Origin of the sequence: Chryseobacterium sp. C3 (genome assembly GCF_014218905.1) — a bacterium.
GTDB classification, from domain to species: domain Bacteria; phylum Bacteroidota; class Bacteroidia; order Flavobacteriales; family Weeksellaceae; genus Chryseobacterium; species Chryseobacterium mucoviscidosis.
The window spans coordinates 209087-221949 of record NZ_JACLCU010000005.1 but is presented as its reverse complement, the minus strand read 5'-3'; the positions used below and the strand labels follow the sequence as shown (position 1 = coordinate 221949).

At 34.2% G+C, this 12863-nt stretch carries 14 protein-coding genes; 9 read left to right on the top strand and 5 right to left on the bottom strand.

The features are described 5' to 3' along the window. Window positions 1-405: 405 nt before the first annotated feature. Window positions 406-1209, bottom strand: a complete 804-nt coding sequence (locus tag H6W53_RS12925; protein WP_317169750.1) for an IS4 family transposase — start codon at window positions 1207-1209, stop codon at window positions 406-408. 441 nt (window positions 1210-1650) lie between these two features. Here H6W53_RS12925 and H6W53_RS12920 point away from each other — a divergent pair, with 441 nt between their 5' ends. Then, window positions 1651-2049, top strand: coding sequence for a transposase (locus tag H6W53_RS12920; RefSeq protein WP_185207372.1), 399 nt, complete (start codon window positions 1651-1653; stop codon window positions 2047-2049). 29 nt (window positions 2050-2078) lie between these two features. Here the strand turns inward: H6W53_RS12920 and H6W53_RS12915 are convergent, their stop codons facing one another. Continuing rightward, on the bottom strand, window positions 2079-3380 hold the full coding sequence (locus H6W53_RS12915; protein WP_185207370.1) for a M48 family metalloprotease: 1302 nt from the start codon (window positions 3378-3380) through the stop codon (window positions 2079-2081). Window positions 3381-3462: 82 nt separating this feature from the next. On the opposite strand from H6W53_RS12915, the gene H6W53_RS12910 reads away from it, so the two are divergent. Both H6W53_RS12910 and H6W53_RS12905 read left to right on the top strand, forming a co-directional pair. Then, entirely contained in the window at window positions 3463-4596 is a 1134-nt protein-coding gene (locus H6W53_RS12910; RefSeq protein WP_185207368.1) for a serine hydrolase domain-containing protein, read from the top strand. A gap of 4 nt (window positions 4597-4600) precedes the next feature. Next, window positions 4601-5212 (top strand): YdeI/OmpD-associated family protein, encoded by a 612-nt coding sequence (locus tag H6W53_RS12905; protein WP_185207366.1) that lies wholly within the window; start codon window positions 4601-4603, stop codon window positions 5210-5212. Between the two features lie 8 nt (window positions 5213-5220). Here the strand turns inward: H6W53_RS12905 and H6W53_RS12900 are convergent, their stop codons facing one another. Next, entirely contained in the window at window positions 5221-6498 is a 1278-nt protein-coding gene (locus H6W53_RS12900) for a Y-family DNA polymerase (RefSeq protein ID WP_185207364.1), read from the bottom strand. Between the two features lie 76 nt (window positions 6499-6574). On the opposite strand from H6W53_RS12900, the gene H6W53_RS12895 reads away from it, so the two are divergent. Next, window positions 6575-7342, top strand: coding sequence for an XRE family transcriptional regulator (locus H6W53_RS12895; protein WP_185207362.1), 768 nt, complete (start codon window positions 6575-6577; stop codon window positions 7340-7342). A gap of 80 nt (window positions 7343-7422) precedes the next feature. Here the strand turns inward: H6W53_RS12895 and H6W53_RS12890 are convergent, their stop codons facing one another. Both H6W53_RS12890 and H6W53_RS12885 read right to left on the bottom strand, forming a co-directional pair. Continuing rightward, window positions 7423-9021, bottom strand: coding sequence for a hypothetical protein (locus H6W53_RS12890; protein ID WP_185207360.1), 1599 nt, complete (start codon window positions 9019-9021; stop codon window positions 7423-7425). Window positions 9022-9049: 28 nt separating this feature from the next. After that, entirely contained in the window at window positions 9050-9352 is a 303-nt protein-coding gene (locus H6W53_RS12885) for a hypothetical protein (protein WP_185207358.1), read from the bottom strand. Window positions 9353-9693: 341 nt separating this feature from the next. On the opposite strand from H6W53_RS12885, the gene H6W53_RS12880 reads away from it, so the two are divergent. From H6W53_RS12880 to H6W53_RS12860, 5 genes are all read left to right on the top strand, one after another. After that, entirely contained in the window at window positions 9694-10194 is a 501-nt protein-coding gene (locus H6W53_RS12880) for a M15 family metallopeptidase (RefSeq protein ID WP_087708568.1), read from the top strand. Between the two features lie 188 nt (window positions 10195-10382). Next, on the top strand, window positions 10383-11420 hold the full coding sequence (locus H6W53_RS12875; protein WP_185207356.1) for a patatin-like phospholipase family protein: 1038 nt from the start codon (window positions 10383-10385) through the stop codon (window positions 11418-11420). A gap of 70 nt (window positions 11421-11490) precedes the next feature. After that, on the top strand, window positions 11491-11709 hold the full coding sequence (locus tag H6W53_RS12870; RefSeq protein ID WP_116098236.1) for a hypothetical protein: 219 nt from the start codon (window positions 11491-11493) through the stop codon (window positions 11707-11709). A gap of 162 nt (window positions 11710-11871) precedes the next feature. Beyond that, complete coding sequence (locus H6W53_RS12865) at window positions 11872-12045, top strand: hypothetical protein (RefSeq protein ID WP_185207353.1); 174 nt, start codon at window positions 11872-11874, stop codon at window positions 12043-12045. Between the two features lie 163 nt (window positions 12046-12208). Then, the gene (locus H6W53_RS12860; RefSeq protein WP_185207351.1) at window positions 12209-12859 is read left to right on the top strand and encodes a leucine-rich repeat domain-containing protein; all 651 of its coding nucleotides are present in this window, start codon (window positions 12209-12211) and stop codon (window positions 12857-12859) included. Window positions 12860-12863: the final 4 nt, after the last annotated feature.

Here is a 12863-nt window from a genome sequence, read left to right as displayed (position 1 = left end):
ATTTATAATTTTAACGAAACAAGCGTAAGCTATCAATTTTGGTCAAAGAAAACCGCTAATCTTCTTTTAAGGACAAAATTTTGATAGACTTACGCCCGTGTGTCTATAACTGGCACGGGCGAAGTCTTTCTTGTCCTTTAGGTTCTTAGCGGTACCTCTTTGCCAGATCGATTTTTGCTCCGTGCCTTTTGCATGATTCTATCTCTCGATCAATTTTTGTCTATGGCTTTTTATTAAAATTAATACGACAGCTTTTGTCGTACCGCAAATTTATTTTTGCACATGAAAATGTTTAATTAAAAAATCTAAAAGCGATGAAAATACTGAATAGGTCGGGATAAAACAAACCGTAAGACAAAAAATGTAAAACATAGGATTCTCCCTATATTGAAATATCAAAAAAAACTAAGTACATGACAAAAATTGTAATAAATTGATATTTATTTTATTTAACCTATTCATAAGTATGTTGTTGAGATGATTTAGCCCATATTTAAAAACACTTAAGGCTTTTCTTTGGTGTTTTTTTATTTTTATGGCTTTAATATTCTGATCTACAAAATCACCAATCTTGTAACACCAAACTAAGGCTATCATTACGATCATAAATAATTTTTCTAATCTCTTCTGGTCAGTCACATGTGTGCTTTCAATATTAAATCCGCTGCTTTTAAAAGCTTTAAAAAGAGTTTCTATCTGCCATCTTTTTTTATAATACTCCCAAGATTCTTCTGGTTTATTAAAGGAAACCAGAATTAAAGTATCTAATTTGCCCTCTTTGTCAAAACCCTTCACCCCAGATACATAGCATAGAGCATCGTTGATTTTCACTATTTTCGGATGATGATAAAACTCGCCTTTCTTTAATTTGTTAAACAGCCAAAACACAGGTTTTTCCTGATTTCTATCAAAGCAAAATACCTTGAAGTTTTTCCTTAGCCGAATATAATACCTTATGTTGTTTTTGTTTAAAAACTCCAGCCAGTGATGCCCTACAAATTCTCTGTCCGCCAGTAAGCAATTAATACAATCCCTGCCAAACCAGGTGATGAACTGTCTTATTAATTCTATTCTTTCTGTGATATCAGAATTACCTCTTTTATCTAATGTTCTGAACATGATTGGAATAGCAATATTTTTATAGCAGATTCCAAGCATCAGGATATTGATATTGGAACTTCCAAACTTCCAGTTAGTACGATCCAACACCAAACCAGATTTTCCTTTTCAGGCAAAATATTAAATATAAAACCGGAAATCAACTTCATGGGCAAATCAAAATCTGCCATAAACCTTTGTATTCTCCGGAAGGAACTTCCCGCTGTGGCATTACTGTCAAAAGCATTAGCCAAAGACAGATAATTAACTGTTTTTACTTTACATAAAGCTAAAATCAAAAGTGAAATAAATTTCAATCGGGCTTTATTGATTTTTGTTTCAAAATTATGCTCTAAAACTGAATCTAATTCTATAATTTTATAATCTTGACTGGTATTGGTATACTTAGTTGAATGCCTGAGAAACATCTTCTAATTTACTAAATATCAGTCATTTAAACAAATAACAATACTTTATCTTGTTGATTTTCAATATTTTGAAACTTTTGTCATGTACTAAAATCTTACCGACAAAAACGGAATTTCCCTGGCTATGAGCGAACCTGAAGCAGGAAAGCACCATGATACCTATGAAATCCATACTCATTTTAACGAAGTGATTTCTATACTTAAGGATTCAAAGATCAGTGTGGATGGTTTATTTATGAATGCAGATTCTGGTTTTGATTGCCTTAGGCTCAGAGCACTATGCTTTCAGTATGGAATGATCCCGAACTTTGCCAGAAATAAAAGAAGCAAAACAATAGAAGATGATATCTACTTCGATCCGGAACTTTACAAAGAAAGATACTCTATTGAAAGAACAAACGCTTGGCTGGACAGCTTCAGATCACTCCTGAACAGATATGACACAACTGTGATCAGTTGGAAAGCTTTAAATTATATCGCGTTTATTGTGATTGGACTGAAGAAAAGTAAAAAGTTTAAATGAGCTCACTCAATAAGAATCCTGACCGAAGGTCAGGATTCTGTCGTTTGATAATAATCTGCAATATTTTTAATTTCATCGAGACTCAGGTTCCACATAAAGTTCAGGAACTGCTGATAACTTTCACTTTGATTTTTGGGATCTACCCGATCTAAATATCGATTTAAATTGTAGTTTTTTCTCGCTTCATAAATCTTGGCGAAACATTTTCCGAGCCAGTTTTTGTAATACTTTTCCTCTTCATTATCCTGCAAAAACTGAAGACTTGCATAAATTCCGACTCCATAATCTTCAGAGTGATAAAAATTAGGCAAGGTTTCCATTCTTGCGATTTTTTCTACCGTAGAATAAGAATCGGAAGGTTTTTCATCCGGAACATCATTTTTAAGTTCAGGAAACACTTTTTTGAGGTTATTGATTCTTAAAACCATTTCAGGATGCGATCTCAGAGAATCTTTATTCAGCTTTTCCTTGAAATGATTGTAATTATACAGAGAAAAATCTTCTTTTTTCAGCCATTTGTCTTTAAATTCCTGCTTCGGAAGATTGAAATATTTTTTGTAAGTTTCCACTTTCAGCTCTCTTGGCGAAATGGTATCAAAATCTTCCAGTCTTTTCAGAGCATTAACGTATTCAGTTTTCTTAAAATCGCTGTTTTTAAAAACCACATACCCTAAAGAATCAGCCTGCATTTCCTGCTTTCTGTTTTCAGCCCCTTTTCTGTAGATTCTGTTTTTCATCACATCAAAAGCCCTCTGATTACGGTTTTCCTTCGTCGATTTAATATCCTGAACCACCATTTTGTCCATTTTATCCTGTTCGATCATACTCAGAAAAGTTTTCAGCGTATGCTCGGAAATTTTATGTCCTAATTCATGGGAAATTACGGCAGCAAGCTGATCGTCATTATTCAGCCAGTTGAAAAGCCCCATATTGATGACAAAAGTGCCGTCTGCAAAACAGTATGCATTCGGAGTATTGTCTTTGGCGATAAGGATTTTTAAATTTTGCGGAATCTGGGAATTGTTTTTTCTTAACCGTTCGATAAGATTTTTAACCTTTGCATCGAACACAGAATTGAAAGCAAAATCTTTTTCTTTCACTTTTTTTTCAAATTCTTTATCGAATTCTTTATAAATTTTAGAAAGCTCATTGCCCGTCTTTCCGGGATAATCGGATCTGCTTTTTTTGCTTAAACTTTCGGTATTCGCCGTGAAATTTCTCAGAAATTCTTTTCTCTGGGCATAATCTGCCGTATCGAGAGGTTTATACATCTGTCCGAAAGCGGTGATAACGAAATGGATAAGCAATAAGGAAATTAGTTTTTTCATCATCTTTTACATCAATAATCACAAAAATAAATCATTTCGTTTCATGTTTTCAAATTTATTTTAAATTTGTTTAAGATCAATTGCTATGACAATTCTTATTTATTTTGTGACATTTATTGTCATTGCTGTACTTCTCTTTTATGTTTTGGGATATGGTTATATTTTCAACGGAATATCCAAAACCTATTTAAGGGGAAAACTCAGCGCCAATATTGATGACGGAACATTGTTTTCCGGCAACCTCATCGCTACAGAATCTCCTGAACTTTGGGAGGAATCTCCCGAATACAACAAAAAACAATTACCGAAAAATATCGTTGAAGATTTAACACAATCCAATACCGCATCTTTTATTGTGGTAAAAAACGGAAAACTGCTTCACGAACAGTATTGGAACGGCTACAATCAGCTATCGAAAACAAATTCTTTCTCTATGGCAAAAGCCGTTACGGTAATGCTTTTGGGCAAAGCGCTGGAAGAGGGAAAAATTAAAAGTCTTGATGATAAGTTTTCGGATTATTTTGAGGAATTTAAAAATAAAGATTTTGCTAAAAATTTAACGTTAAAAAATCTGGCTCAGATGGAATCGGGACTGGACTGGGATGAAAATTACAAGAATCCTTTCCTTCCCAATGCGAAAGCTTATTACGGAAAAAATTTAATGAACGCCACTTTTTCAAGGAAATTTAAAGAAAATCCGGGAGAAAGATTTGAATATCAGAGCGGTTCTACGCAGCTTTTAGGGTTTGCCATTAAAAAAGCTGTCGGACAGTCTTTGGCAAGTTATTTATCCGAAAAATTCTGGATTCCGATGGGGATGGAACAAAATGCAACATGGAGCACGGACGAAAACGGAATGGAAAAAACATATTGCTGCATCCATTCTAATTCAAGGGATTTTGCAAAATTGGGACAGTTATTTCTTAACGACGGAAAAGTTGAGGATAAACAGATTTTAAATCCGGACTTCATCAATACAATGCGGACTCCGACTGAAAAATCAAAAGAAATTTACGGAATGGGATTTTGGATCAATCATGACAATCCTATAAAGCATTATTATTTTTTAGGGCTTCAGGGGCAATACATCATTATGATTCCTGAACATGATATGGTGATTGTAAGGACAGGAAGCTATAATAATCTTCCGAAAAACGACAGAGGAAGACCGGATCAGGTGAAATTTCTGGTGAATGAAACGGTAAAATTATTTCAATAAAAATATGGAAAGATACAGCCCGAAAGTTGATGAATACATTGAAAAATCGCAGGATTTTGCAAAACCTATTCTGAATTATATCCGAGAAACCGTTCACGAATTCTGTCCTGATGCAGAAGAAGCAATCAAGTGGAAGTTTCCCACATTCCTGTATAAAGGGAAGATTCTTTGTTCAATGGTTGCTTTTAAACAATACTGCAGCATGGGATTCTGGCTTCATGATGAGATGTCATCGCTGAAAGAGTTTGAAACGGAGGCTGAAAAAACGAATATGTTCAGCCTGGGTAAAATTACAGAAACACAAAAACTTCCTTCAAAACCTCAGCTTAAAAAGATGATTACTGAAGCGATGGAACTGACAGATATGGGCGTTACTTTGAAAAAAGCAGCTCCATCGAAAACAGAAACAGAGGTTCCTGATTATTTTCAAAATGCTTTGAATGAAAATGAAAAAGCTTTGGAAATTTTTAAAAAAGCTTCACCCTATTTCCGTAAAGAATATATCAACTGGATCACAGAAGCTAAAACGGAATCAACCAGAAACAAAAGAATGGATCAGGCTTTAGAGTGGATCTCTGAAGGAAAAGGCAGAAACTGGAAGTATGAAAAAAGGTAGTTTTACATCTAATGAAATCGGAAATTAGCCTCTTTGAGTGTATTGTTTTTTAAAAAAGCTTCATATTCGGGAGACATCTGTTTTCGTCCGAAAGTATTTTCGCCGCTCATGCTTCCGAGACGTACTTTATCTTTGCCGTATTTTCTGTTCATGGCATCCATTGCTTTCATCACCGGCAAATGCAGATTCTGGGTATCTTCTTCAAAAAGATTAATCAATCTTTGATCTTCCGGCACAAAATCGTTCACAATAACGCCTGCTTTTTTATAATGAAATCCTTCTTTAAAGATATCTTCAAACAGTTCATTTACGACTCTGCCAATTAAAATTGATGAGTTGGTAGGATTGGGAAGAATTCTGGTTGCGGCATTCCGATATTCGGGAAGATCCTTCCTGAATCGGTTGGTCTGTACAAAAACCGTTACCATTTTGCAGCAGGTATTCTGTTTTCTCAGGCGTTCGGAACAGTACATTCCGAAGGTTTCCACACGTTCGCGAACATCTTCTTTTTTGGTAAGCATTTCCATGAAACTTCTGGTGACGGCAATGGATTTTTTGGGAGACGGAGCATCCAGTTCTAGCTGACGGATTCCTTTCAGTTCGTTCACCATTCTTACTCCATGAATTCCCATGATCTTCCGAACCCACATTTCAGGCTTTTGAAGAAGATCCCATGCTTTATGCACTCCATTGTCATGCATTTTTACGGCAAGACGTCTTCCGATTCCCCAAACGTCATCAATTTTCAACCATTTTAAAGCTTTTTCTATTTTTTCAGGGGTATCTAAAATATAAATTCCGTTAAACTTTTCGGGAAATTGTTTGACAATGCGGTTTGCTACCTTACAAAGTGTTTTGGTAGGGGCAACTCCTATACTTACCGGAATCTTTTCCTGCTCATCAATTTCATTTTTGATTTTGAGACAGTAGTCGTAAATATCGATATATTTGAAGCTTTTCAGATCAAGAAAAAGTTCATCAATCGAATAGACCTCATAATCAGACTTATCCACATACGCTGTGGATATCTCTATAACGCGCTGACTTTTAAAATTATACAATTCGAATTTTGCGGAAAAGCATTGCACATCATACTCTTTAAATAATTCCTTATACTTAAAAGCCGGAGCCGCCATCGGAATTCCCAGATCTTTAGCTTCTTTACTTCTAGACACTACACAGCCATCGTTGTTGGAAAGTACCACAACGGGTTTATTTTCTAGTTTCGGATCAAGCGTTCTTTCGCAGGAAACAAAGAAATTATTGCAATCTACCAAAGCATACATAATAGTTGATTCTGCAACACAAAATTAGATACTATTTGTATCACTTTTAGTATATTTGCTGATACAATTTGTATCAATGTCAATTTTTTCAGATAACATCAGGTTTTTAAGGACCCAGAAAAATTTATCGCAACAGGAACTTGCGGACAAAACATCAATGAGCCGTGTCCGGTATTCCAAATACGAGGATGGACGTTCTGAACCGCCTTATGAACTGCTCATCAGAATTTCGAAGTATTTCAATATAAGTATTGATCTGCTTCTTACGGTAGATATCCGCAAATATCCGCTGGAAGATGTATTAAAACTTCCGGATAACAGAATTGTTCTTCCGGTTGTAGTGGATCAATCGGGAAGCAACAGCATTGAAATTGTTCCTCAAAAAGCATCAATGGGTTATTTATCCGGTTACAGCGATCCTGAATACATTGAGAGTCTGCAAAGGATTTCATTACCTTTTTTAATTAACGGAAAGTACAGGGCATTTCCCGCAAAAGGAGATTCAATGCCTCCTTTTAAAGACGGTTCTTATATCATCGGAAAATATGTGGAAAACATAGAAGATCTAAGACCGAATAAAAGTTATGTTTTCGTGACTTTGAATGACGGTATTTCTTACAAAAGATTTAAATCGAAAAAGAAAAAAGCAATAACAGTAGGCTCAGACAATTCATTTTATCAACCTTACGATATTCCTTTGGGAGAAATTGTTGAAATCTGGCAATATGCTTCAGGAATTTTTCCGGAAGATTTTGAACCTGATCATTTTGAGCATTATCATCTTAAAGATATGTTTCTGGAGCTGAAAAAAGATATTAAAGAACTGAATGACAGACTCATTTAATAACATTCCAATACACCAGTTTTTGATGTATTAGAAATGTTATTTATCTATGAGAACAAACTCATGACGAAATTTTTCAATTATATTTTTCTTATGCTTGATATTTTAACACCTAAAGTGGCATTTGGAGTATACTGAAAAGATGTAGCAAAAACCTTAAATCTTACAGGTGTAGCCAGATTATTATCAATCATATTTGTCGCAACCCCGAAGCTACCATCGTCTTTGTAAATAGATGTTGTTACAAAATTTCCTTTTTTAGAAATAATAAATTTCATATTATCATTGATTCCCACATTTACTCCGCCGTATCCCCCTGTCGTAAAATAAGCATAATGAGGAGAGTTATTACCTACAGTAACCGCACCAGAATTTTTTTCAGATGTAAGAGTATCGTTAAGAGATGTTGTAATTCCGAATCCTATTGCACCACCAAAAGGATTGTAGTTTGTTCCTACTTTTGTGATCGTTCCTTCAATTACAAAATCGTCGGCTGCAGAAAGAAAGGACTGCGTGTAATATGCTAAGAGAACAATATTATCATTTTGTCCTGCAGCATTAAATAAATCGGCATCATATCCTATATTCAGTTCATTTGGGGTTTTTACCAATTCGTTATCAAACGGAAGATTTCCTATTGTAACTTTGGTCCATTCATTTTTGCTGATATCGACTTCATTTGCTGAATTTTTATCAAATACGGTAAATTTTGCAGGTGTATTATATTCTGCAACTCCATTCCACAATCTTATTGTGTAATCTCCCAAAGAATAAGTCTGAGTATTAAACGAAAAACTAATCATATTTGCATTGAGCAGAGTAACTTTAGAATTATCAATAGTTTCTACTACACTTCCTGATGAATTTATAATTTTAATACTGAAATTGCTCGGATTTAAATTAAGATTAGAGCCAATTAAAGTGATAAATGTCAAATTATTAGAATTGGTTGCTTTTGGAACAACTGAAGGATAAACCAGTCCCACATTCATCGCATTGGTCGTCCATCCTCCATTCATAGATGTCTTCCATGCCGTTTTCTCAGCTTCAGACATTATTGTCGGAATATTCAGAAAAGGTTTTACTCCATTTGACCGACCGATTATTCCTGCTGCGTTTTGAGATAAAAATGTAGTGAATGTCGCATCATTGGTAACATCATTTAATCCTGTAATCGAATATTTTAGTCCTGAAGTATTTACTGTCCAGTCTGCTCCTAACGTTAAACCGGCTCCGGCTACGGAAGTTAAAGAAGAGTTCGCAATATTTTTCCCCAAATCTCCAGCTGCTTTAGGTGTTCCGTCTGCAAGAAGTACGTAATTAGAATTATAATATCCTGCATCCACTTTCTTGTAATATTGAGCATCACTTTGCTCCTTTGTGTAAGAAGTTCCTGAAATGGACTCTCCATCCTGCTGTCTAATATCATTAGTAGCAATATTTTGAGGAATGTCATTTACTCCTAAAGTTCTCTTCCAAGATTCAATGTTGTCAGCAGAAAAGTTTGAAGCATCTTTATTTGCTTTAACAGATAAAGCATTTTCTAATCCATTAACAGTATGTATAGATAATGTTTCATTTTTGTGATAATAACTGTCTATCCATTCCCAAAACTGTTCTTGACTTGGCTTCAAACCTTCCGAAAACCAGTTTTTTAATTGATTTTTGTCTGTACTCATAATAAATAATTTATTTTTTGTGTGTATTTTAATTAAGATTTTCCTGAATCTGTATCGTTAATTTTGGATGATTTTTCATGTATTCGGCAATCTTCAGCCAGTTGCTCTGTTTGGGTTCGTAGTATTCCAAAACATTATTTTGAACATATCTCATTTTGGGAGGATACCATTCATTCTTTTTTACAAACTTCAGCAATTCTGTTGCTTTTTTAGTTACTGAATTTTCTCCTTGTTTATAAGAATGTAAAGACACTCTGTCGTACCAGCTTAAGACATGATAAATACTATCTAAAGCAAGTGCTGAATTTTCATAGCTGATTATATTTTCCATATTTTTTGATTTTGCATATGATGTTTGAAAGTTTTTAAAAAAAGTAAATCAGAATTTTTAAGTTTTCTAATGATTAAATTTCACTCCTAAAAACTGTACTTTTCATATCACAAAAATGGATATGCAAAACGCCAAAACTCGACGTATTAAAATTTAATTTTCCAATACAAAGAGCAGAAGTTTAAATTTTAAAGCTAAAAATCAATAACCTTCTGGCTAACAATAATATTCTGATTCATCTAAAAACAATATTTATTTATCATTAAAATTCATAAAAACACGTCACCTTTTGGCGTTTCCTATGTATAGCTTTGTATTTCAAAATCATAAAATTTTAAATAATGGATAAAGTAAGTTTACAGAGAATTGAAAAGCTTCATCCCTATGTAAGGGAAGAGGTAAAACAGATTGTGAAGGAATGCGACGAAGCATTAACCGGAAAAGCAAAAATAAGAATTACACAGGGCTTAAGAAGTTTTGAAGAACAGGAAAAACTTTACGCCATCGGAAGAATTACTTCAGGGAAAAAAGTAACCAATGCAAAAGCGGGACAAAGCATCCATAATTACGGATTGGCTGTTGATATCTGCTTAATGATTGATGGAAAAACCGCAAGCTGGGACACCGCAAAAGATTGGGATAACGATCAGGTTGCCGATTGGTACGAATGTGTAAAGATTTTCGCAAAATACGGCTGGGACTGGGGTGGAAACTGGAAGACCTTTAAAGACCTTCCCCATTTTGAGAAAAAGAATATTCCTACAAAAAAAGGGTTGGCAAAAACAAGCTGGAGAACGCTCTATAAAATGCCCAGAGACAAAGACAATTATCCTGTATTTTAATTCTCTTTTATTTGAAAATTATTTTTTAATACGTCGAGTTTTGTCGCTGCCCCCATCTATCTTTGCTTCAGTAAGAGAACATCAAAGCAATTATTATATCAAGCTAAAACCAATAGTCATTTCCCGGAAATCTATTGGTTTTACTTGTCTAAAGTTGTTAAATGTTTCTTTAAAAAAGTGAAAATCATATGAAAAAGACAACCATTCTTTCTTTGGACGGAGGCGGAATAAGGGGAATTATCACCTGCATTATTCTGCGCTACATTGAAGAGCAGCTTCAGTTTTATGATAAACCAAGCGCCAGACTTGGTGATTATTTCGACTTTGTTGCGGGAAGCAGCACCGGCGGACTGATTGCTTCTATTATTCTTTGTCCCGACGAACACCGAAAAGCAAAATATTCTATCCAGAAAGGATTAGAATTGTATGCTGAAAAAGGTGGCGACATATTTCAGGTTTCTTTTTGGGAACGTTTGGTAAATCCTTTCGGACTTCTGAACGAAAAAATCTCTCAGGAAGCGCTGGAAAAAAATCTGAATGATTTTTTTGGAAATTTAGAATTAAAAGAATTGATAAAACCCTGTTTAATAACCAGTTACGATATAGAAAACAGAAGAGCAAAGCTTTTCAATTCCTGGAAAGCCAATCTGAGTACAGATAATTTTTATGTAAAAGATGTGTGCAGAGCCACTTCGGCAGCACCTACATATTTTAGTCCGGTTCAGATAAAATCCATGTACGGACAGATTTTCAGCCTGATCGACGGTGGGATGTTTGCCAATAATCCGGCTTTGTGCGCGTACGCAGAAGCAAGGAAAATTCCTTTTGCAGAAGTTTTGAAAAATCATCAGAAAGCCAATCATCCGAGCGTAAATGATATGATTGTTGTTTCCATCGGAACAGGCATCGAGGCAAGATCTTATTCTTTCAAAAAACTGGAAAAATCCGGAAAAATTGGCTGGGTGAACCCAATAATCGATATTTTGATGTCTGCCAATGCCGAAACAGTAGATTATCAGCTTTCTCAGATGTTTCAGACTTTAGGATTGAGAAATCAGAAAAATTATTACCGGCTTAATCCTTCATTAAAAAATGCTTCTCCTGCAATGGATAATGTAAAAAGATCGAATATTGAAAATCTTATACAGGCAGGATTATGTTATATCGACGAAAACAGAGAAACTTTAAACCAGATAGTACAAAAACTTATTAAAAACAAAATATAAGCTATAAGACTTATAATAAATCAATATAAGCTTTTTTAATTATATTTAAAAACATCATACCTTATTAACCATGAAAACACTATTTGCATTTATTATTATCAATATAGTATTCTTTACTGTCGGCTGCTTTATTTCCTATTTTGTATTTGATTATTTCAATCCGCCAGTTACGGAAGACGGTCATCCGGTGATGCCGATAGGAAATGCAATATATTCAGTCGTTACTTCTTTTGTACTAACCATCTTGCTTTTCATCCTGATCAGAAAGTACATTGCAGAAAAATTTTAATTTTTTTGAAAATAATAAATAATACGTCAAGTTTTGACGTTTGCTGCTCCTACATTTGAAATATAAAATAAAACAGAGCAGAAGAACAATTAAAATAAATTTTGAATTCAACATTTACGATAAATACATATTCAATTTTTAACACCAAATAAAAAAAACAAAATGAAAACACAACATCATCATTCTGACATTATCTTCGACAGAACCCGTTACACCATTGAATGGAGCGACATTGAAAATGCTGAAACAGATTACGACAATTATCTTAATGACATCGAAACCTCTTGCGACGGATTTTTAAAAATGATGACCTTTAAGAAAATATATATCAATTAATTTTTAAACACATCAAGTTCTGCCGCTGTTCAGCAGTCTGGTATACTACTATCCTTGTTTCGTTTTTCTAAATTCTTCATTTTTCAAATGTTGAACAGCCGGAACTGTGTTTAAAAATCATCATCAAAACATTTAATATCAATCAACAAAATTACAATATATTATGAAAACAAAAGAAGCATTAAAACTTTACTTTGAAAAAGGGGATCAACCTACACAGGAACAGTTCTGGGAGTGGATGGATTCTTACTGGCACAAAGAAGAGAAAATTCCGCAGGACGCTGTTGAGACATTTGAAAAAGTAATTCCTTTTTTTGATGGAGATAAGTTGATGGGATCCAGTATCGCTCTTACAATTCCTAAAAACATCAAACAAATATATAATTCCGCATATATTTACGGAGGATTCAACTATCAAATAACAAAAGTTATTTTTAATGAGGGACTAGAAATAATAGGAAGCGCAAGTTTTCATTCACAAAATATTAAAAGTATAGATACTCCTTCTACCTTGAAGATAATTAAAAATTCAGCTTTTGCAAATCAAAGTAACAATATCAATGGTAATGACTCTCTAGAAGAAATTATTTTAAATGAAGGGTTGGAAATTATAGAGGACTATGCTTTTACAGTTGAAATGTCTAAATCGCCAACAATTAAGAATCTGTATATTCCCAACACAGTACAATCAGTAGGACAAAACGCTTTTTTCATTCCTTCATTACAAACCGTCTCTGCACCTGCCGGTTTAGATCTTAGCGCCGCCGGAATTCCTGCAACAGCAGTGATTACATACAGAGACTTACCAGAATAACTTT